Annotated in this window: 15 protein-coding genes and 3 tRNA genes; 4 read left to right on the top strand and 14 right to left on the bottom strand. The window is 67.2% G+C overall.

Annotation, left to right across the window (positions count from 1 at the left end):
* Window positions 1-12 precede the first annotated feature (12 nt).
* Entirely contained in the window at window positions 13-711 is a 699-nt protein-coding gene (locus B551_RS04245; RefSeq protein ID WP_023263540.1) for an ABC transporter ATP-binding protein, read from the bottom strand.
* Between B551_RS04245 and B551_RS04250 the strand changes: the two genes are divergently transcribed.
* The gene (locus tag B551_RS04250) at window positions 710-1417 is read left to right on the top strand and encodes an arylesterase (RefSeq protein ID WP_023263541.1); all 708 of its coding nucleotides are present in this window, start codon (window positions 710-712) and stop codon (window positions 1415-1417) included. The genes B551_RS04245 and B551_RS04250 overlap by 2 nt on opposite strands.
* 146 nt (window positions 1418-1563) lie before the next feature.
* On the opposite strand, the gene B551_RS04255 is transcribed toward B551_RS04250, so the two are convergent.
* The 8 genes from B551_RS04255 to mnmC all read right to left on the bottom strand — a co-directional run bounded on the left by B551_RS04255 (window position 1564) and on the right by mnmC (window position 12706).
* Window positions 1564-3498 carry a SurA N-terminal domain-containing protein gene (locus B551_RS04255; protein WP_006575959.1) on the bottom strand — a complete coding sequence of 645 codons (1935 nt, stop codon included), beginning with the start codon at window positions 3496-3498 and terminating at the stop codon, window positions 1564-1566.
* 184 nt (window positions 3499-3682) lie between these two features.
* Window positions 3683-3759, bottom strand: a tRNA-Asp gene (locus tag B551_RS04260).
* Window positions 3760-3828: 69 nt separating this feature from the next.
* Window positions 3829-3904, bottom strand: a tRNA-Val gene (locus tag B551_RS04265).
* Between the two features lie 252 nt (window positions 3905-4156).
* Window positions 4157-6571, bottom strand: coding sequence for an endopeptidase La (lon, locus tag B551_RS04270; protein ID WP_023263542.1), 2415 nt, complete (start codon window positions 6569-6571; stop codon window positions 4157-4159).
* A 241-nt stretch (window positions 6572-6812) separates the two neighbouring features.
* The gene (clpX, locus tag B551_RS04275) at window positions 6813-8087 is read right to left on the bottom strand and encodes an ATP-dependent Clp protease ATP-binding subunit ClpX (protein WP_006575958.1); all 1275 of its coding nucleotides are present in this window, start codon (window positions 8085-8087) and stop codon (window positions 6813-6815) included.
* A gap of 233 nt (window positions 8088-8320) precedes the next feature.
* Complete coding sequence (gene clpP / locus B551_RS04280) at window positions 8321-8971, bottom strand: ATP-dependent Clp endopeptidase proteolytic subunit ClpP (protein WP_006575957.1); 651 nt, start codon at window positions 8969-8971, stop codon at window positions 8321-8323.
* Window positions 8972-9065: 94 nt separating this feature from the next.
* A complete protein-coding gene (gene tig, locus B551_RS04285) occupies window positions 9066-10424 on the bottom strand; it encodes a trigger factor (protein ID WP_023263543.1) in 1359 nt (452 codons plus the stop codon).
* 230 nt (window positions 10425-10654) lie between these two features.
* The gene (gene mnmC / locus B551_RS04290; protein ID WP_023263544.1) at window positions 10655-12706 is read right to left on the bottom strand and encodes a bifunctional tRNA (5-methylaminomethyl-2-thiouridine)(34)-methyltransferase MnmD/FAD-dependent 5-carboxymethylaminomethyl-2-thiouridine(34) oxidoreductase MnmC; all 2052 of its coding nucleotides are present in this window, start codon (window positions 12704-12706) and stop codon (window positions 10655-10657) included.
* A 95-nt stretch (window positions 12707-12801) separates the two neighbouring features.
* On the opposite strand from mnmC, the gene B551_RS04295 reads away from it, so the two are divergent.
* Window positions 12802-13659: a 23S rRNA (adenine(2030)-N(6))-methyltransferase RlmJ gene (locus B551_RS04295; protein WP_006578564.1), complete on the top strand. Its 858-nt coding sequence runs from the start codon at window positions 12802-12804 to the stop codon at window positions 13657-13659.
* Between the two features lie 40 nt (window positions 13660-13699).
* Here the strand turns inward: B551_RS04295 and B551_RS04300 are convergent, their stop codons facing one another.
* From B551_RS04300 to B551_RS04320, 5 genes are all read right to left on the bottom strand, one after another.
* Window positions 13700-14173: an aminoacyl-tRNA deacylase gene (locus B551_RS04300; protein WP_023263545.1), complete on the bottom strand. Its 474-nt coding sequence runs from the start codon at window positions 14171-14173 to the stop codon at window positions 13700-13702.
* Window positions 14174-14357: 184 nt separating this feature from the next.
* Window positions 14358-14678, bottom strand: coding sequence for a PXPV repeat protein (locus B551_RS04305; protein WP_023263546.1), 321 nt, complete (start codon window positions 14676-14678; stop codon window positions 14358-14360).
* Window positions 14679-14845: 167 nt separating this feature from the next.
* A tRNA-Leu gene (locus B551_RS04310) sits at window positions 14846-14932 on the bottom strand.
* Between the two features lie 219 nt (window positions 14933-15151).
* Window positions 15152-18259, bottom strand: coding sequence for an efflux RND transporter permease subunit (locus B551_RS04315; protein WP_023263547.1), 3108 nt, complete (start codon window positions 18257-18259; stop codon window positions 15152-15154).
* Between the two features lie 10 nt (window positions 18260-18269).
* Window positions 18270-19403 (bottom strand): efflux RND transporter periplasmic adaptor subunit, encoded by a 1134-nt coding sequence (locus B551_RS04320; RefSeq protein ID WP_023263548.1) that lies wholly within the window; start codon window positions 19401-19403, stop codon window positions 18270-18272.
* A 469-nt stretch (window positions 19404-19872) separates the two neighbouring features.
* On the opposite strand from B551_RS04320, the gene hpnC reads away from it, so the two are divergent.
* Window positions 19873-20760 carry a squalene synthase HpnC gene (hpnC, locus tag B551_RS04325; RefSeq protein WP_006578559.1) on the top strand — a complete coding sequence of 296 codons (888 nt, stop codon included), beginning with the start codon at window positions 19873-19875 and terminating at the stop codon, window positions 20758-20760.
* A 98-nt stretch (window positions 20761-20858) separates the two neighbouring features.
* Entirely contained in the window at window positions 20859-21695 is an 837-nt protein-coding gene (gene hpnD / locus B551_RS04330; RefSeq protein WP_006578558.1) for a presqualene diphosphate synthase HpnD, read from the top strand.
* Window positions 21696-21785: the final 90 nt, after the last annotated feature.

Raw genomic sequence — 21785 nt, forward strand, 5'->3', positions numbered from 1 at the left:
GATTTCGCGTTCTCAGACTTCCGCGCCCATCCACTCGTCGCTGGCGACCTTGCCTGCCTCGATCGTCAGGATGCGACCGCAGCGGGCCGCCACCGAGCGATCGTGCGTGACCAACACCAGCGTCGAGCCGGCGTCGCGATTCAGTTCGAACATCAGCGCGATCACCGCTTCGCCGGTCGCGGTGTCGAGGCTGCCGGTCGGCTCGTCGGCGAACAGGATGTCGGGCCGCGTGACGAAGGCACGGGCCAGCGCGACGCGCTGCTGCTCGCCGCCCGACAGCGTGCGCGGATAGTGCGACAGCCGCGCGCCCAGGCCGACCCGCTCCAGCATCGCCTTGGCGCGCTCTCGCACGCCGTCGGCCTCGCCGCGCAGCTCCAGTGGCAGCATCACATTCTCCAGCGCGGTCAGATGGCCGACCAGCTGGAACGACTGGAACACGAAGCCGACATGCCGCCCCCGCAGCGCGGCGCGCTGGTCCTCGTCCAGCGCGAACAGGTCGTGACCGTGCAGCGACACGGTGCCGCGGCTCGGCAGGTCGAGCCCGGCCATCAGCCCGAGCAGCGTCGACTTGCCCGACCCCGAGGCGCCGACGATGGCCAGCGTTTCGCCGGGCGTGACGGAAAAGGACACGTCGTGCAGAATCGTCAGCGAACCGGTCGCGTCCGTCACGGTCTTTCCCAAGGATTCGACAGCAAGAATGGATGAGGACATGAGCAAGGGTTTCCGGAACGGTTTCTGGCGGGACATCGGTGGACGCTGGCGCGCCCTGGTGCTGGGCGGGCTGCTGGCGCTGGCAGCGATGCCCGCGCTGGCGCAACGCGCGCCCACGATCCTGGTGCTTGGCGACAGCCTGTCGGCGGAATACGGCATCGCGCGCGGCGCAGGATGGGTCAAGTTATTGGAAGACCGCCTGCGCGCGGAGAGGTTCGATTATAGCGTCGTCAATGCGAGCATCAGCGGCGAGACCACGGTAGGCGGCAAGACCCGTCTGCCCGATCTGCTGTCCCGGCACCGGCCCGCCGTGGTGGTCGTCGAACTCGGCGCCAACGACGCGCTGCGCGGCCTGCCGCTGCAGAGCACCGAGGCCAACCTGCGCCAGATCGTCACCAGCGCCAAGGCCGCGAAGGCCAATGTGCTGCTGATCGGCATGCGGATCCCGCCGAACTACGGGCCCGACTACACCGAGCGCTTCTTCGCGCTGTATCCGAAGCTGGCCAAGGAATACCAGCTGCCGCTGGTGCCCTTCCTGCTGGACAAGGTGGTGACGCGGCCGGACTGGTTCCAGGACGATCGCATCCATCCGACCGCGCAGGCCCAGCCGGCGCTGCTCGACACCGTGTGGCCGCAGCTGGAGCCGCTGCTCAAGCGCCAGCGGCGCAGCGCGGAGGAAGGCAAGGCGCAGCAACGGCGCGGATGAACGGCGGGCCGGCGGCGTCGGCCGCCGGTGCATGACACCGGCGCATGACATCGGCGCATGACATCGGCGCATGACAAAGGGGCCCCGCGGGGCCCCTTCTTCATCGCTGCAGGACCGACCTGTGCGGCCGGCCACGTCAATCGTCGTCAGCCTGCCGGCTGCGATTCCGCCGGCGCCGCGGGCTTGAGCACCTCGACGTCCGAACGCGCCTTCAGGCTCTCGAAGAACGCTTCCAGCTCGCTCTGGCCGGCCAGTTGCGACAGCTGCTGGGCATCCGCCTGGCGTTGCGCCGGATTGGCCTGCGCCGGCTGCGAAACCTTGGCGATGCGATAGATCGCATAGCCCTGCGCGCCCAGATCGACGCCGACCATCGCCGGCAGCTTCGATGCATCGGCGCGCATCACGGCCTCGACCGCCTTCGGCGCGAGACCGGCCGGTTGCTGCCGCGACACTGTGACGGCGCCGCCAAAGCCATCGGCCGACCCGCTCTGCTTCAGTTTGGCCAGCTGCGCTTCGCCGTCCTTGCGCGCCAGTTCGGCGGCCTGCTCGGCGACGTACTGCGCGCGGACCTGATCGCGCACCGCGTCGAACGGACGCACCGACGCCGGGCGATACTCGACCACGCGGCCGGCGACCAGCGTTTCCGGACCGACCTGGATCGCTTCGGTATTGCGCTTGTTCTTGATCGCGTCGTCGCTGAACAGCGCGGTCAGCACCTTCTCGTTGTTCAGCGGATTGTTCGCGCCCAGCGCGGGGTTCGGCGCGCGGGTCACGTTGTCGGCGGTCTGGATCGTCAGCTTGAACTTGTCGGCGGCCGGCTTCAGGCTGTCAGACTGCTCGTAGACGGTATTGCCGAAGGCATCGGCCTGCTCGGTGAACTGCTTGGCCGCGAGCTGCTTGCGCAGTTCGGCCTCGAGTTCGGCCTTGACCGACTCGAGCGGACGCGTCTGCGACGGCTTGACCTCGGTCACCTTGATGATGTGATAGCCGTAGTCGGTCTCGACCACATCGCTGAGCTGGTTCGGCTGCAGCGCGTACATCGCGTCCTCGAACGGCTTGACCAGCGCGCCGCGGCCCATGAAACCGAGGTCACCGCCCTTCTCCGCCGAGCCCGGATCCTGCGACTGCTTGCGCGCGACATCGGCGAAGGTGTCCGGGTGCTTGCGCAGTTCTTCCAGCAGCCTGGTGGCCTTGTCCTTGGCGGCCTGACGCTCGGCGGCGGGCGCATCCTTCGGCGCCGCGATCAGGATATGGCTGGCGCGGCGCTCCTCGTCGGTACGGAAGCGCGCGATATTGCTGTCGTAGTAGGACTTCAGCTGCTCGGGCGTGATGCTGATGCCCGCGGCCAGCGCATCGGCCGACAGCACCAGGTATTCGACCTTGGCCTGCTCGGGCACGCTGAAGGCCTGGCGATGCTTGTCGTAGTACGCCTTCAGCGCGGCGTCGTCGGCCGACACCTTGGCGGCGTAGTCGCTGGCCTTCAGCAGCAGCGGCTGGACCTCGCGCTGCTGGTCGCGCGCGGCGATCAGGCGGTCCAGCAACGACTTCGGCATGAAGGCGGTCGCGCCGATCGACTGGCCGAGCTGCTGCGTCGCCAGGTCGAAGCGCATGCGCGCGTCGAACTGTTCGGGGGTCATGCCCTGCGAGGCCAGCAGTTCGAGATAGGCCTTGTCCTCGACCCGCCCGTCCGCCTTCTTCGGCAGCTGCGCGATCGCAGGAATATTCACGATCGCCTCGTACAGGCGCTCGTTCGACACGGTCAGATGCTCGCGATTGACCTCGTTGGCGACCACGCGCTGCAGGATCAGCTGGTCCAGCACGGCCTTGCGCGCTTCCGGACCTTCGAACTGGCGCGGATCGTAGGCGGCGCCCAGCACCTGACGCATCCGCTCGGACTGCTCGCGCAGCACGTTGTCGACTTCCTGTTGGGTGATGGCACGGCCATCGACCTTGGCGGCGTCGTGCGAACTGTCCATGAAGCGCGAATAGCTTTCCACGCCGAAGAACACGAACGACGGAAACACCAGCACCAGCAGCAGCAAAAGCATCAGGCGCCGGTTGTTGCGAACGAAATCAAGCATGCTGACTCGGGATCAAGTTGGGACGGAGGTCAAACTCCGCGATTCTAGCAGGCTGCGCGGGGCCGCCCGGTGGATGTGGCGTCGGCGGCCGCTAAGGGTGGGCTACAGACCGGGTCTGCAAATGAAAACAGCCGCATGGAGGCGGCTGATTCGGCCGGCCACCTGGCGGTGCCCGGATGCAATGTGGCGGAGTGGACGGGACTCGAACCCGCGACCCCCGGCGTGACAGGCCGGTATTCTAACCGACTGAACTACCACTCCGATGTCGGTCTCGCTGCCCGGCGACACGGCCCGATAAGTTGAAGCATGACGATCGGGCCATCGAGAGAGTGGTGGGTGCTGAGGGGATCGAACCCCCGACCTACGCCTTGTAAGGGCGCCGCTCTACCAGCTGAGCTAAGCACCCGCTCGATGTTGCCGCGATGTTGCCACCCGATGTTTCCACCATGTGGCCGCAATGCCGCCAATCCGGCTGTATCGCCGCGCACGTATCAGCCGTCGACTGCCGTTTGCGCTGCGAGGCCGCAAGTGTAATACAGCGTGTTTGGCTTTGCCAAGCCGAACACCGCGCGGCGCGCAAAAAAAACCGCAGGGCGAACCCTGCGGTCTTTGCGGTGCCGGCGGGTGGAATCGCCCGGCCGGCGCACGCTCGGCACGATCAGTGGTGAATCATCTCGTGCGTGGCGGCCGCGCCCTTGTCCTTGACTTCGGCAGGGCTGGCGACCTCTTCCGGCAGCGGCTCGGGTACGCGCTCGAGCGCCATTTCCAACACCTTGTCGATCCAGCGCACCGGAACGATCTCGATGTTGTTCTTGACGTTGTCCGGAATCTCGGCGAGGTCCTTGACGTTCTCCTCCGGAATCAGCGCCAGCTTGATGCCACCGCGGTGGGCGGCCAGCAGCTTCTCCTTCAGACCGCCGATCGGCAGCACTTCGCCGCGCAGCGTGATCTCGCCGGTCATCGCCACATCGGCGCGCACCGGAATACCGCTGAGCACCGACACCAGCGCCGTCGTCATCGCGATACCGGCGGACGGACCGTCCTTCGGCGTCGCGCCCTCGGGCACGTGGATGTGGATGTCCCGCTTCTCGAACATCTCGTCGGTGATGCCGAGCCGGCGGGCGCGCGAACGCACCACCGAACGCGCGGCCTCGACCGATTCCTTCATCACGTCGCCCAGCGAGCCGGTGCGCGTGATATTGCCCTTGCCCGGCATCAGCGCCGCCTCGATCGTCAGCAGATCGCCGCCCACCTCGGTCCACGCCAGACCGGTGACCTGGCCCACCTGGTTTTCCTTGCCGGCCAGGCCGAAGTCGTACTTGCGCACGCCGAGGAATTTGTCCAGGTTCTCCGAGTCGACCTTGACCGTGCCGCTCTCCTTCTTCAGCAGCAGCATCTTGACGACCTTGCGGGCGATCTTCGACACCTCGCGTTCCAGCGAGCGCACGCCGGCTTCGCGGGTGTAGTAGCGGATGATGTCGCGGATCGCCGCTTCGCTGACCTCGATCTCACCCGGCTTCAGACCGTTGTTGCGGATCTGCTTCGGCAGCAGATAGCGCTGGGTGATATTGACCTTCTCTTCCTCCGTGTAGCCGGACAGCCGGATCACTTCCATCCGGTCGAGCAGCGGCGGCGGAATGTTCAGCGAGTTCGACGTGGCCACGAACATCACGTCCGACAGGTCGAAGTCCACCTCGATGTAGTGGTCCTGGAACGTGTGGTTCTGTTCCGGGTCCAGCACCTCGAGCAGCGCCGACGACGGGTCGCCGCGGAAGTCCATGCCCATCTTGTCGATCTCGTCGAGCAGGAAGAGCGGATTGCGCACGCCGACCTTGGTCAGGCTCTGCAGGATCTTGCCGGGCATCGAACCGATATAGGTACGGCGGTGACCGCGGATCTCGGCTTCGTCGCGCACGCCGCCCAGCGCCATGCGGACGAACTTGCGGTTCGTCGCACGCGCCACCGACTGGCCCAGCGAGGTCTTGCCGACCCCAGGCGGCCCGACCAGGCACAGGATCGGCGCCTTGACCTTGTCGACGCGCTGCTGCACGGCGAGGTATTCGAGGATCCGTTCCTTGACCTTCTCGAGACCGTAGTGGTCCTCGTCCAGCACGCGCTCGGCGTTGGCCAGGTCGTTATTGACCTTGCTCTTCTTGCGCCACGGCAGGTTGACCAGCGTGTCGATGTAGTTGCGCACGACGGTCGCCTCGGCGGACATCGGCGACATCAGCTTGAGCTTCTTGAACTCGGCCTCGGCCTTCTTCTTGGCCTCCTTCGGCATGCGGGCGGCCTTGATGCGCTTGTCGAGTTCCTCGAGATCCGCGCCCTCTTCGCCTTCGCCCAGTTCCTTCTGGATGGCCTTGACCTGCTCGTTCAGGTAGTACTCGCGCTGGCTCTTCTCCATCTGGCGCTTGACGCGGCCACGGATGCGCTTCTCGACCTGCAGGATGTCGATCTCGCCCTCGAGCTGCGACAGCAGGCTCTCCAGGCGCTCGGTCACGTTGACCATCTCCAGGATCTTCTGCTTCTGCTCGAGCTTGATCGGCAGATGCGCGGCGATGGTATCGGCCAGGCGGCCCGGCTCGTCGATGCCCGACAGCGAGGTCAGGATCTCCGGCGGGATCTTCTTGTTCAGCTTCACGTACTGGTCGAACTGCGACACGATCGCGCGGCGCAGGGCCTCGGTCTCGGCGCTCTCGCCCGGGCCCAGGGGCACCGGCACGGCCTCGCACATGAAGTGCGAGTCGTCCTCGCTCACTTCGCGGATATTCGCGCGCTGCGTGCCTTCGACCAGCACCTTCACGGTGCCGTCCGGCAGCTTCAGCATCTGCAGGATATTGGCGATGCAGCCGACCTCGTACAGGTCTTCGGCGGTGGGCTCATCCTTCGCCGCCGTTTTCTGGGCCACGAGCATGATGCTCTTGCCCGACTCCATCGCAGTTTCCAGCGCCTTGATGGACTTCGGGCGACCCACGAACAGCGGGATCACCATGTGCGGAAACACCACCACGTCGCGCAGCGGCAACAGTGGGAGGCGAATCGGCTCAGCCGGGAGGAGTTGTGTTCCAGACATCAGTTTCCCCAGTCAGTCATTTAAGGCGTAAATTGGGTCGCACGAACCGATTACAAGACAGCAATTACCGGTTCGCAGCATCAGTCAAATGACGGCCCCGACACTTGCGAATCCCGCGCAAACAGCATACCCGCGTTTCGTCCCGTTCGTTTGGCGAAATGAAGAAAAAAAGCCGCTCGCTTCTCGCGAACGGCCTGTCGGTTGGCTGCCGGCGGGATACGCCCTTGCGCCGGCGTTCGCGTCAGTTGGAGCCAGCCACCTTGGGCTGCTCCTCGTACATCAGCAAGGGGGGCGCGTCGCCGGTGATCGTGCTTTCGTCGATCACGACTTTTTGCACGCCCTTGTAATTCGGCAGGTCGTACATGACATCCATCAGCGATTGTTCGAGGATCGAACGCAGGCCGCGCGCACCCGTCTTGCGCTTGATGGCCTTGCGGGCAATCGCGGACAGCGCCGCCGGCCGGATCTCCAGTTCGACGCCTTCCATCGCCAGCAGTTTCTGATATTGCTTGACCAGCGCGTTCTTCGGCTCGATCAGGATCTGCACCAGTGCGGCCTCGTCCAGCTTGGACAGCGTCGCGACCACCGGCAGGCGGCCGATCAGTTCGGGAATCAGGCCGAACTTGATCAGATCCTCGGGTTCGGTCTGCGGCAGCACCTCGCTGACATCGCGCTCTTCCTTGCTCTGGACCTGGGCGCCGAAGCCGATGCCGGTCTTGTCCGAGCGCTGCATGATGACCTTTTCCAGTCCATCGAAGGCACCGCCGCAGATGAACAGGATATTGGTGGTATCGACCTGCAGGAAGTCCTGGTTTGGATGCTTGCGCCCGCCTTGCGGCGGCACCGAGGCCATGGTGCCCTCGATCAGCTTCAGCAGCGCCTGCTGCACACCCTCGCCCGACACGTCGCGCGTGATGGACGGGTTGTCCGACTTGCGCGAGATCTTGTCGATCTCGTCGATGTAGACGATGCCGCGCTGGGCCTTCTCGACCTCGTAATTGCAGTTCTGCAGCAGCTTCTGGATGATGTTCTCGACGTCCTCACCGACATAGCCGGCTTCGGTCAGCGTGGTCGCGTCGGCGATCACGAAGGGAACGTTGAGCAGGCGTGCCAGCGTCTGGGCGAGCAGCGTCTTGCCCGAACCGGTCGGGCCGATCAGCAGGATATTGCTCTTGGAGAGCTCGACATCGTCCTTCTTGCCGAGATGCTTGAGCCGCTTGTAGTGGTTGTAGACAGCCACGGCCAGGATCTTCTTGGCCTGCTCCTGGCCAATCACATACTGGTCCAGGCTTTCGCGGATCTCGTGCGGCGTCGGCAGGTCCGACTTGGCCGCGGCCGGGGCGTCCTTGTCGGCGCCGGCGGCTTCATCGCGAATGATCTCGTTGCACAGGTCGATGCATTCGTCGCAGATGAACACCGACGGGCCGGCGATCAGCTTCTTGACCTCGTGCTGGCTTTTGCCGCAGAAGGAGCAATACAGAAGCTTCTCGCTGGATGAACCTTTTTTGTCCGCCATAGGAATCGTCACATTAGCAGGGGCGCGCCAGGGCGCAGAAAGGACCTTGGCGATACGCGTCAAACGCATCATACGCCAAAACCTTTAGGGCAGCGGGCGGAACCCCCAAGGTGTGGGGGCAAACACCACAAACGAGGCGCGGGGCCTCGTTTTGTGGTGTAGGCTTGGCCGTTTGAGGCCAGGCCGGGACTCGAAAGCCGGCGGCCCCGGAAAACCGGGCCGCCGCGTCCGGCTTAACCGCGGCGGGCGATCACCTTGTCGATCAGGCCGTAATCGACTGCCTGGTCGCCGCTCATGAAATTGTCCCGGTCGGTATCGCGGGCAATCTTCTCGACCGGCTGACCGGTCACCTCGGCCAGGATCGAATTCAGGCGTTCACGCAGATAGAGGATCTCGCGCGCCTGGATCTCGATGTCCGATGCCTGGCCGCGCGCGCCGCCCAGCGGCTGATGGATCATGATCCGCGAGTTGGGCAGCGCCAGGCGCTTGCCCTTGGCGCCGGCGGCCAGCAGGAACGCGCCCATGCTGGCGGCCATGCCCATGCACAGCGTCGACACGTCCGGCTTGATGAACTGCATCGTGTCGTACACCGCCAGACCGGCCGAGACCGAACCGCCCGGCGAGTTGATGTAGAGGAAGACATCCTTGTCGGGATTCTCGCTCTCCAGAAACAGCAGCTGCGCGATCACCAGATTGGCGGTCTGGTCGTTGACTTCGCCCACCATGAACACCAGGCGCTCCTTGAGCAGGCGCGAGTAGATGTCATAGGCGCGCTCGCCCCGACCGGACTGCTCGACCACCATCGGCACCAGCCCGAGGCCCATGGTCTCCAGCGCCGAGGCTTGCGTGGTGGCGAGACGATCGAGCAAATCATTGCGGGTCATGCAGAGTTCTCCAGGAATTCGGTGGCAGGCCAGTGGCCTCGGCAAAAGGCAAACAAGCCGCCCGAAGGCGGCTTTGCCCTGAGGCGGCTGTCGATCAGGCTTGCTGGCCGCCGTTGCCTTCGGCCGTCAGCTCCTCGAAGGACACCGACTTGTCGGTAACCTTGGCCTTCTCGCACACGAAATTTACCACGTTGTTTTCGAGCACGTAGGCTTCCATCTCGGCCAGGCGCTGCTGGTCGCCGTAGTACCAGCGCATGACTTCCTTCGGATCCTCGTAGCTCTTGGCGAACTCCTCGATCTCGGCCTTGATCTGGTCGGCCTTCGCTTCGAGGCCGTTGGCCTTGACGATCTCGGCCAGGATCAGGCCCAGCTTGACGCGGCGCTCGGCCTGCTGCGCGAACATCTCCGGCGGAATCGGCATGTCCTTGGCGTTCGGCATGCCACGCTGCTCCAGATCGCGGCGGGCCATCTGCACCAGGCGCTCCTGGTCCTGTTCGATCAGGGCCTTGGGCACGTCCAGCTCGCTGGCCTTCAGCAGCGCTTCCATGACCTGGTCCTTCAGCATCGCGTGCGTGCGGCGCTTGACCTCGCGCTCCAGGTTCTCGCGGATGTCGGCGCGCATCTTCTCGACGCTGCCGTCGGCGATGCCCAGCGACTTGGCGAAGTTGTCGTCGACCTCGGGCAGGTGCGCCCACTCGACCTGCTTCATCGTGATGGTGAATTCAGCGGTCTTGCCGGCGACTTCCTTGCCGTGATAGTCCTCGGGGAAGGCCAGCGGGAAGGTCTTGCTCTCGCCGACCTTCAGGCCCAGCGCGGCCTGCTCGAACTCGGGCAGCATGCGGCCTTCGCCCAGCACGAAGACGAAGTCCTCGGCCTTGCCGCCGGCGAACTCGACGCCGTCGATCTTGCCGACGAAGTCGACCGTCACGCGGTCGCCATTCTTGGCTGCGACTTCGCCGCCGCCATCGCCATGCTCGCCGGCTTCGCCGCGGGCGTGGTAGTGGACGCGCTGCTTGCGCAGGATGTCGATGGTCTTGTCGATCTCGGCGTCGGTGATCTCGGTCTTCGTGCGGGTCACCTCGGCGGCCGACAGGTCACCGATCTTGACTTCCGGGTAGACCTCGAAGGTGGCGTCGAATGCCACTTCGTCGTCCGCCACGCCTTCGGTCTTGATCTCGAACTTGGGCTGGCCAGCGACCTTGACGTCCTGCTGCTGCGTGATGTCGAAGAACTTGCGGGCGGCCTTGTCGAAGCGCACTTCGAACTCGACCTGCTGGCCGTACTGCTTCTCGACCATCTTCATCGGCACCTTGCCCGGGCGGAAGCCGGCCATCTTGACCGTCTTCGACAGGCGAACCAGGCGTTCCTGCTTCTCCTTCTCGACCTCGGCCTTCGGGATGGCCAGGGTCACCTTGCGGTCGAGTTTGCCGAGGTTTTCAATCACATTCGACATGGTCGTCAATCCAATCCAGAAATGTTGTTGTGTTCGTCAGCGCGTTCCGCTTGCGTGCCTGCGTGCAGGGGTTTTCTCCCTCAGGCCGTCGAACGGTTCGCACGCACCAGCCACGCATGAGGCACGCGGGCAAGCCGCCTGAGCCCCGATCGCGAACTCGCGCAAACAAACACACCGCGCAAACGGAAAACGCGGATTATCGCACGGTTTCGAATCGGTTCCGGCAGTTTTTACCCTGACAAGGCTTGACCGGGGCTCGGACCGAGGCCCTCATCGCCCTGCCCGGCCTCGTGCCCGGCATCCTGGTCGGCGCCACCGTGCTGCCCATGCCGCAGCGCCCGCAGCAGCAGCCGCGCCGGATCGAGCGCGTCGGCCAGCTCGCTTTCCAGCGGCAGCGGCTCGCCTTCGATCCGGCTGGCCAGCAGTTCCCCGGCCAGCGCCGCCCAGGTCAACCCGCGCGAGGCAAAGGCCAGCGCCACATACAGGCCCGGCAGCCGCGGCAGATCCCGCAGATGCGCGCCGCGCAGCGAGGCCGCCCGGCGCTCGCACTCGGCCTCATCGGCAACCTGGCCGACCCACGGCAGGCGATTGTGCGAGACGCTGCGCACGCCGACATAGCCATGCAGCGCAGACGGGTCCAACCCATCCAAGGCCGCGCCCCTGTCCGGCAGCAGCGTCGACAGCCGGCGCAGATTGTCGGCATGGGTCTCGACCCGTTCGATCAGCGGCCCTTCGTCGGGCTCGTAGCTGGAACCGATCCTGGCGCTGCCGTCCCCGTCGCTCGGCAGCAGGTAGCCGCTACCCGTCACCACGCAGTCGGGCCAGCGGCCCAGTCGGGCCACATCGCCGGGCTCCAGCGTCGTCAACTGCCCTCGTACGCGGCGGATCGGCAGATGGCGCAGCCGCAACAGCTTGCTCGCGTGGTGCGCGTTGGCCAGCACCAGCACCGGCGCTTCGGCCACCCGCTCTCCGGCCTCGTCGAACACCTGCCAGCCGTCATCGGCGTGGCGCAGCGAGGCGATGCGGCAGCCGAACCGTGTCTCCACGGCCGCGCCGGCCATCGCCAGCTGCGCGCGGCAGACGTCGGGGGGCGCGACCCATCCGCCTTGCGGGAACCACAGGCCGCCGCGCGCCACCGTCGCGCCATGCTCGGCGGCCGCCTGCGGCGCGCTCATCCATTGCACGTACTCCGGCGGCAAGCCGAGGTCGGCCAACGCGCGCTGCTGGAGCGCCGAGTCATCGTCGTCCTGGCCGACCTGCAGCACGCCGCACCCCTTCCAGCCGACCGGATGCCCCGCTTCGGCCAGCGCCCGCCAGGCGCGCAAGGCGTACTGATTGCCGGCGCGCGACAGCCGCGACAGCACGCTGTCGTCCGGCGAAAGATGCGGATGCATGGCCGCGGCGCGATGCGACGAGGTCTCGCGCGCCGGACCGTCGTGCGCATCGATCAGCGTCACGCGCCAGCCACGCGCGGCCAGCCGCTCGGTCACCGCGCAACCAGCCAGGCCCGCGCCGATCACGATCGCGTGGCGCCGCGTCCAGGCACCGGGCATCGGCGGGGCATGGCGACGGCGGCGTTCGGCGGGCATGTGCGCGACCGTCATGTCGCGCTTGCTGCCGAAGCCGGGCACCTTGCTGACTGCGAAGCCGGCCGCCTGCAGCCCGCGCCTGACGAAGCCGGCGGCCGTATAGGTCGCCAGCGTGGCGCCGGGACGGGCCAGCCTGGCCAGCCCCTTCATCACCGTCGGGTCCCACATGTCGGCATTGCGCGCCGGGGCGAAGCCATCCAGATAGAAGGCGTCGGCGCCGACGGCCAGCCGCGGCAGCAGCGCCTGCACGTCGCCCAGCGCCAGCGTCAGCACCACCGCGCCGCCGTCGAAGGCGAGCCGATGCAGCCCGGGCAACGCCAACGGCCACGCGGCCTGCAACTGCCGCGCCAATGGAGCGAGCTCGTCGAGGCCGACGTGCAGCTCGGCCAGCCCCTCGCGCGTGAACGGATGCTTCTCGATCGAGACGAAATGCAGGCGCGCGCAGCGGCGCGGATCGTCGCGCCAGGCCTGCCACGTCGCGAGGAAATTAAGGCCTTGGCCGAAGCCCGTCTCGACGATGACGAACTGCTCGCGGCCCTGCCAGGCCTGCGGCAGCCCGTTGCCGCCGAGAAAGACATGGCGCGCCTGCGCCAGCCCGCCCTCGACGCTGTGATAGACGTCGTCATAGCGGGGCGAGTACGGCGTCCCCTGGTCGGACAGGATCGGCTCGGCGGGATCGAGGGCGCGGGGCATGGAGCGAACGGAAAACAGGGTGGCGAACGGCAGAAGGACGCCGCCGCAAAGCCGGCCGGATGGTAGCATGGCGCCCTGCTCCGCCCGCCCCTGCCATGCTCAGCTATCGCCACGCCTTCCACGCCGGCAATCACGCCGACGTTCTCAAGCACGCCATCGTCACCCAACTGCTCGACTACCTGACGCAGAAGGACAAGCCGTTCTGGTATATCGACACGCACGCCGGCGCCGGCCTCTACGCGCTGGACGAGGGCTACGCGACCAAGAAGTCGGAGTTCGAAACCGGCATCGGGCCGCTGTGGCGCGCCGCCGCGGACGGCCGCGCGCTGCCGCCGCTGCTGCAGGAATATCTGGACCAGGTACGCACGCTGAACCCCGACGGCCGCCTGCGGCACTATCCCGGCTCGCCGTGGCTGGCCTGGCAGATGCTGCGCGAAGCGGACCGGCTGCGGCTGTTCGAGTTGCACAGCACCGAAATCCAGGTGCTGCGCGACAACTTCCGCGGCGCGGGCCGCCGCGTGATGCTCTATGACGGCGACGGCTTCGGCGGCATCAAGGCCATCCTTCCCCCGCCGCCGCGCCGCGCGCTGGTGCTGATCGATCCGTCGTACGAGGACAAGCAGGACTACGCCCGCACCGTGCAATGCCTGCGCGACGGCCTGCAGCGGTTTGCGACCGGCACCTATGCCGTCTGGTATCCGCAGGTGCAGCGGCGCGAGTCCGTGCAATTGCCGGTCCAGATGAAGGCGCTGCCGTTCAAGAGCTGGCTGCACGCGACGCTGACCGTCAAGCATCCGGTGCCCGGCGGGCTAGGCCTGCACGGCAGCGGCATGTTCGTCGCCAATCCGCCGTGGACCCTGCGCGCGGCGCTGGAGGCGGCGCTGCCGGCGCTGGCCGAACTGCTCGGCCAGGACGCCGGCGCCACCTTCACGCTGGAAGGCGAACAGCCTTGAGCGCAGGACAGCGCTGCCTGCCGGCGCTGCGCCCTCCCCGCTACATCATGCGACGGGTGAACTGCCCTCGCTCGGCGCCGGACATCAGTTCGAGGAAGGCCTCCGTCGTCATATGGATCAGTTCCTCGTGGTCGCCCGCCTCGAAATAGACCTCGGGCTGGCCGAGCAGGCTGTCGTCGATATAGGTGCGCATGCCATAGGCCATGCCGACCGGCGGGATCGCGCCGAGCACGCAGTCCTTGAACACTTCGCGCACCTCGTCCTCGCTGGCCATCGTCAGCCGGCGGCCGGTGCGCTCGCATAGTTCCGCCAGGTCGAGCAGGCGAGTCGACGGCATCACCGCGACCACGTAGCCCGCCTCGTCCTCGAGCAGTACAGTCTTGACCAGGCGATCGCCCGGCACATGGGCGGCCTGCGCGGTGGCCATGCTGCCCAGCGCATAGGGGTGGCGGATGATATCGAAATGGCTGTTCTTGCTACTCAGGCAAGTCGCCAGGGTGGTTGCCAGTGCCATGATGGGTCCCCTCATCGAGATACAGGGATGGCGCGCACTGGCGTGAGGCGCGTGGCGCGCCGTCCATCAGCCATCACTGGGGGGCGCCGGTGCAACGCTGGCCTGCGGGTATCTACTATAGGACGCGGGGGACGTGGCGCGGGAACGGGACGGCGGCGATCGCGCCGCCCGATGCGGAGGGAAATCAGCGGGGAAAGGTCACGGTACCGTGCACGGTGACGCCCGGCGGCACATAGACCGGGGCCGGCTCGACATAGACCGGCGCCGGACCGTAGTAGCCATAGCGCGGTCCCTTGCACTTGCGCTCTTCCTTGTAGTCGCCGTTGCCCTTGAACTTGCGTTCGACCTTGCAGTTACCGTCCCAGTACTCTTCCTTGTAGTCGCCGCCATGGTGATGGCCGCGCCATTTGCCATGGCCGCTTTCGTCCTTCCAGGGGTCGGCCTGGGCGGCCAGCGGCAGGGCGAGCAAGGCGGCGAGACAGAGGGACTTTGCGGTAGCGGTCATGATCGTGTCCCGCCTCGACGCGGGCGTGATGCGCAGTTCTTCTTGTCTGGGAGATTAGCGCCGGCACCGGTCCGCGGCGAGGCAGAAGGTGAAACGACGGTAAGCAAATGTTTCGCCGATCACAACGGCCGGGGCATGCCGGTTCCGATCGAAGCGATGAAGCGGTGTGGTGCGAGGGAGGGGACTCGAACCCCTACACCATTGCTGGCGTCAGGACCTAAACCTGGTGCGTCTACCAATTTCGCCACCCTCGCGGTCCAGGCGGTGCCGTCCTGAAGGGAGGCGCCGCGTGTCTGCCGAACATCGGGCCGAAAAAACAAAAGAGGCGACCGGAACCGCTTGCCGCCCCCTGCTTCTCCGACCGGCCTGCGGCGTTGCACCGCTGCCCGGCAAAGACCGCGGATTGTAGCGCATGGTTTCGCGCGAATCCAGTCCCCCGGGCAGCCGGCGGGCATCCGGCGGTCAACGCACCATCAGGCCATCACGCCACTGCCCTCTTCCGGCCGCCGCACGCGGAACCAGGCGGCGTACAGCGCCGGCAGGAACAGCAGCGTCAGCACCGTGGCGACGATCAGCCCGCCCATGATCGCGACCGCCATCGGCCCCCAGAACACCGAGCGTGACAGCGGGATCATTGCCAGCACGGCGGCCGCCGCGGTCAGCATGATCGGCCGGAACCGGCGTACCGCGGCCTCGACGATCGCGGTCCAGGCTGGCACGCCGGCGCGGATGTCCTGCTCGATCTGGTCGACCAGGATCACCGAGTTGCGGATGATCATGCCGACCAGCGCCGTGATGCCGAGCTGGGCGACAAAGCCCATCGGCGAGCGCAGCAGCAACAACGTCGCGGCGGCGCCGATGAGCCCGAGCGGGCCAGTCAGGAACACCATCACGGCGCGCGAGAAGCTATGCAGCTGCAGCATCAGCAGCGTGAAGATCAGGAACACGCACAGCGGCAGTTGCGCGGCAATCGACGCGCCGGCCTTGCCGCTCTCCTCCTCCGCCCCTGCCACCGTGATCAGGTAGCCGGCCGGCAGCTCGGCGCGCAGCTTGTCGAGCTGCGGATCGATCTGCGCCGTCACGGTCGGCCCCTGGATACCGTCGACCACGTCCGCCTGCACGGTCACGCCGAAATCGCGATTCTCGCGCCAGACGATGCCCGGCTCGGAGCGGATGCCGATGCGAGCCACCTGCGTCAGCGGCACCGCGCGGCCGCTGCTCGTCGGCACCTGCACGTTGTGCAGATCGGCCAGTGCCTCGCGTTCGTCCTTGGCCGAGCGCATCACGATGTCGATCAGCTTGTCGCCGTCGCGATACTGCCCGACCGGCGCGCCGGTCAGCACGGTCTGGGTGACGCGGGCGATCGCATTGGTGGTCACGCCGAGCGCGCGGGCCTTTTCCTGGTCGATGTCGAGGCGCAGCACCTTGACGCTCTCGTTCCAGTTGTCGTTGACGCCGACGGTGTTCGGGTTCGCGCTCATGATCGCCTTGACCTGGTCGGCGATCCGGCGCACCGCCGCCGCTTCGGGCCCGATCACGCGGAACTGCACCGGATAGGCCACCGGCGGCCCGTTCGGCAACAGCTTCACGCGGCCGCGCAGCTGCGGGAAGTCGCTCGCCAGCAGCGCGATGATGCGCTGGCGCAGCCGCTCGCGCACCTCGACGTCGACCGGCAGCACGATCAGCTGCACCACATTGCTCTGCGGGAAGATCTGATCCAGCGGCAGGTAGAAGCGCGGCGCGCCGGTGCCGACGAACGTCGTGATGCTGCCGACATCGGCATCGCCGCGCAGCGCCGCCTCGAAGCGCCTGGCCTCGGCCTCGCTCTGCGCGAAGCTGGCGCCCTCGGGCAGCCACATCTCGACCATCAGCTCGGGCCGGCTGGAATCGGGGAAGAACTGCTTCTCGACGAACTGGAAGGCGAAGATGCCGAGCGCGAAGGTTCCCAGCGTGATCGCGATCACGGTCTTGCGCCAGTCCACGCACCAGTCCACCGCGCGCCGGAAGCGCGCATAGAACGGCGTGTCGAACACCTCGTGATGGCCGCCCTCGCTCGGCTTGACCTTCAGCAGCAGGTAGCCCAGGTACGGCGTGAAATAGACCGCCGCCAGCCACGACAGCACCAGCGCGAGCGCCGTCACCGCGAAGATCGCGAACGTGTATTCGCCGACCGTCGAACGCGCCAGCCCCACCGGCAGAAAACCGGCGGCGGTGATCAAGGTGCCGGTCAGCATCGGCATCGCGGTCGAGGTATAGGCGAAGGTCGCGGCCTCCATCTTGGAGAAGCCTTCCTCGAGCTTGCGCACCATCATCTCGACCGCGATGATCGCGTCGTCGACCAGCAGGCCCAGCGCGATGATCAACGCGCCCAGCGATACCTTGTGCAGGCCGATGTCGAACACGTTCATGAACAGGAAGGTGACCGCGAGCACCAGCGGGATCGTCAGCGCCACCACCAGGCCGGGACGCGCATCGAGCCGCAGCGGCTTCGTGTGCAGGCCCAGCGAGATGAAGCTGACCGCCAGCACGATCACCACGGCCTCGATCAGCACGCGCACGAACTCGCCCACCGAACGCTTGACGGCCTCGGGCTGGTCCTGCACCTGCTCCATCTCGATGCCGACCGGCAGCTGCTTGCGCAGCGCGTCGGCCTCGGCGCGCAGCGCCTCGCCCAGCGCGATGATGTCGCCGCCCTTCTCCATCGAGATGCCCAGGCCGATCACGTCCTTGCCGTTGAAGCGCATGCGTGGGGCGGGCGGATCGACATAGCCGCGATAGACCCGCGCGATATCGCCGAGCCGGATGTTGGCCGCGCCATTGGGGCCGCGCAGCACCATGTTGCGCAGGTCGGCGACATCGGCGAACTGGCCCGACACGCGTACCTGCACGTTGTCGCTGGGCGTCACCAGCACGCCGCTGGCGGTCAGGTTGTTCTGCTCGGCGATCTGGTCGGCAATCGCGTTCAGGTCCAGGCCGAGCTGCGCGAAGCGGGTCTGATTGAATTCGATATAGATCTTCTCGTCCTGCAGCCCGATCAGCGACACCTTGGCCACCGACGGCACGCGCAGCAACTGCTGCCGCACCAGGTCTGCGTACTCGCGCAGCTCCTTGTAGGTGAAGCCGTCGGCCGACAGCGCATAGATGGTGCCGTAGACATCGCCGAACTCGTCGTTGAAGAACGGCCCGCGCACGCCGGCGGGCAGCGTGCCGGCGATATCGCCGATCTTCTTGCGCACCGTGTACCAGATCTGCGCGGTCTCCTTGGCCGGCGCATCGTCGCGCAGCTGAAAGATCACCGTGGTCTCGCCCGGCTTGGAGAAGCTGCGGATCTTGTCCGCGTACGGCACCTCCTGCAGCTGGCGTTCGAGCTTGTCGGTGACCTGCACCGCGATCTGCTCGGCGGTGGCACCGGGCCAGAAGGCCTGCACCACCATCACGCGGAAGGTGAACGGCGGGTCCTCGTCCTGGCCCAGCTGGAAGTACGACATCAGCCCGGCCAGCAGCAGCACCACCAGCAGATAGCGGGTCAGCGCCTGGTGCTCGAGCGCCCAGCGCGACAGGTTGAATCGGGAATGCTCCATCGCGGCGCCCTTAGCTGCGGGCAGCCGGCGCGCTGGCCGGGGCGCCGGCCGGAGCGGCAGTCGGAACCGGTGCCGACGCTGGCGCTATGGTCTGCAGCGGCCGCACCTTCTGGCCCGGCTTGAGCAGATGCACGCCCGCGGTGACGATGGTCTGGCCGGGACGCAGCCCGCTGCTGACTTCGATCTCGTTGCCGATCGGCTGGCCCAGCGTGACGGCGACCGGCTGTACCGTGCCGGCCGCGCCGTCGTAGACCCAGACCTGGTTGGTGCCCTGCTGCTGCAACAGCGCGGTCAGCGGCACGCGCACCGCGGGCGATGCGCCGGTCCGCACGAAGGTGACCATCGCGGTCATGCCGAACTTCAGGTCGGCGGGCGGATTGGGCACGGTGATACGTGCCGCGTAGGTACGCGTGACCGGATCCGCGGCCGCCGCGATCTCGCGCACACGGCCCGGCAGCCTGCGCTCCGGCTCGGCCCAGGTCCGCACGCTGACGTCGCGGATGTCGCGCAGCCAGTCGACCTGATCCTCGGGCAACCCGATCGCGACCTCCTTCTCGGCGGTCTGCGCGACCCGCACCACCGACTGTCCGGCGCTGACCACCTGCCCCACTTCCGCGTCGATTGCGGTAACCACGCCGTCGGCATCGGCAGCGAGCACCGTATAGCCGGTCTGGTTGCTCTGCTCGCGCAGCGCGGCCTCGGCCTGGCGCAGCCGCGCGGCGGCGGCCTCGTAGCTGGCCTGCCGACGGTTCTGTTCGGCCGCGCTGATGAAGCCCTTGGCGAACAGATCGTTGTAGCGCTTCAGGTCGGCCGCCGCCAGGTCGCGATCGGTTCGCGCCGCCTCGTACTGCGCGCGGGAGCCCTGCTCGGCCAGGTTCAGGTCGGTCGGATCGAGCCGGGCCAGCGGCTGCCCGCGCCGCACCGTCGCGCCCACGTCGACCAGCCGCGCGGCGATCTTGCCGCCGACGCGGAAGCCGAGCCGGGACTCGATGCGCGGCCGCACGTCGCCGGAAAACTCATATGCGGACTGGCCGGTGGCCGACTGCAGCTGCAGCAGGCGCACGGGCCGGACGTCGGGCGCCCGCTCGGCCTCGCGCGAGCAGCCGCCGAGCACCAGCAGGGCAAGCAACAACGGCAACACCATGCCGACGGTCGACGGCAGGGGCTTCAAAGCGTTGACGGCCGCGACTTCCGGCCCGGGACAAGGCACTGGCATGGATGGCGATAAGACGGGTGCAACGGCATGACGAGGGGCGACGCGCGCCGGCACGGCCGGACTGGCGGCGAGCTGCAACGCTGCCGCGCGACACGACAATGGCGCCGCCCGAGGGACGGCGGGTCCGGCAGTAAATAACCGACCGGTCAGCAATATATCGACCCCTTCGGGGTGCGTCAAACGCGACGCGACGAACCACCCCATTTGGGGGGTGAAACGATCGATTTAGGCCCCAATTGGCGCGTGTTGCGTGTCGAGACGCCCCCACTCGGTAGGGTGCAGGGCGCCCCCGGATGCCCTCTCAAGCAGGCCGCGTGGTTACAATGCTGCCGCCATGTCCAAGCCCGACGCGCCTTCCGCCGATACCCCGCAAACGCCGTCCCCGATGCCGGCGTCAATGCCGGACGCCCCCGCGGCCGCGGAAGGCTATGCCGTCGACCACTACGAGAACTTTCCGGTGGCCAGCGTGCTGCTGCCCCGGCCGCTGCGCCGGCCAGTGGCGGTGATCTACCGCTTCGCCCGCACCGCCGACGATCTGGCCGACGAGGGCGATGCGGGGCCCGCCGAGCGGCTGGCCGCGCTTGGCGCCCTGTCCGATGCGCTCGAACGCATCGCCGCCGGCACCGATCCCGGTACGCCGATGATGCGCGCGCTGGCCGAGGTCATCGCCGAATACCGGCTGCCGCTGCCGCTGTTCCACGATCTGCTCCACGCGTTCCGGCAGGACGTGACCGTGCACCGCCATGCCGACTGGGACAGTCTGCTCGACTATTCGCGCCGCTCCGCCAATCCGGTGGGCCGGCTGATGCTGCATCTGTACGGCGCGGCCACGCCGGACCGCTTCGCGCGTGCCGATGCGATCTGCACCGGCCTGCAGCTGGTCAACTTCTGGCAGGACGTCGCGATCGACTTCGCGCGCGGCCGCATCTACCTGCCCGCCGACGCGATGGCGCGCCACGGCGTCGACGAAAATGCGCTGGCCGAGGGCCGCTGCGATGTGCGCTGGCTGGCGCTGATGGAGGAGCTGAAGATCCGCACGGAGGCGATGCTACAATCCGGCGCTTCGCTCGCGCTGGACCTGCCTCGCACGGTGGACTGGCGTATCGGCTGGGAGCTGCGGCTGGTGGTGCAAGGCGGCCTGCGCGTGCTGGAACGCATCGAGGCCGTCGGCTACGATGTCTTCCGGCGCCGTCCGACGCTCGGGCCCGCCGACTGGCTGCTGCTGGCATGGCGGGCGGCAGCGCGCTACCGGAGTGGCACCGCGGCGAGCAAGCCCGTTCATTGAACTCGGGATCGAGCCCGGATGGAGTCCGGGATCGCCCCCCCGGACCGAGCCGCCGATCGAGTCCACCGAGTGTGTCCCCTAGCGAGCGCGAGACCGCTTTGACGCCCGACCAGTACTGTCAAGACAAGGCCGCCCAGAGCGGCTCCAGCTTCTACTACAGCTTCCTGTTCCTGCCGCCGGAACGGCGGCGGGCCATTACCGCGCTCTATGCCTGGTGCCGCGAGGTCGACGACGTCGTCGACGAGACCCAGGACCTGACCGTCGCCCAACAGCAGCTGGCCTGGTGGCACGGCGAGCTCAAGCGCCTGTTCGCCGGCGAACCGACCCATCCGACCACGCTCGCGCTGCAGCCGCATCTGGCCTCCTGCGGCCTGACGCAGCCGATGCTCGCCGAGGTGCTGGAGGGCATGGAGATGGACCTGATGCAGACGCGCTATCTGGACGAGGCGGGCCTGGACCGCTATTGCCATTGCGTGGCCGGCGTGGTCGGCACGATGAGCGCGCGCATCTTCGGCTACCGCGATCCGCGCACGCTCGAATTCGCCGAGAAACTGGGGCGCTCGCTGCAGCTGGTCAATATCATCCGCGACGTCGGCGAGGACGCGCGGCGCGGCCGGCTCTATCTGCCGGTCAATGTGCTGCAGCGCTTCGAAGTGCCGGCCGCCGACATCATGCAGGGCCGCCATTCGCCGCGCTTCGTCGCGCTGATGGAGTATCACGCCGAACGCGCGCGCACCTTCTACCGCGAGGCGCTGGCGCTGCTGCCCGATAGCGACCGCCGCGCCCAGCGCGCCGGCCTGCTGATGGGCGCGATCTATCACGCCCTGCTCGACGAGATCGAGGCCAGCGGCTTCCAGGTATTGAACCAGCGCATTTCGCTGACACCCATGCGCAAGCTGTGGATCGCATGGAAGACGTGGATACGCAACCGCTGAACCTCGCGATGGCGGAACGCACCGCCACGCCCGACGCAACGTCGCCGCGGACCGGCGGCGCGGTCGGCGCGGTCGGCGTCGTTGGCGGCG

It is taken from the genome of Cupriavidus sp. HPC(L) (assembly GCF_000307735.3).
In the GTDB taxonomy this organism is placed as follows: domain Bacteria; phylum Pseudomonadota; class Gammaproteobacteria; order Burkholderiales; family Burkholderiaceae; genus Cupriavidus.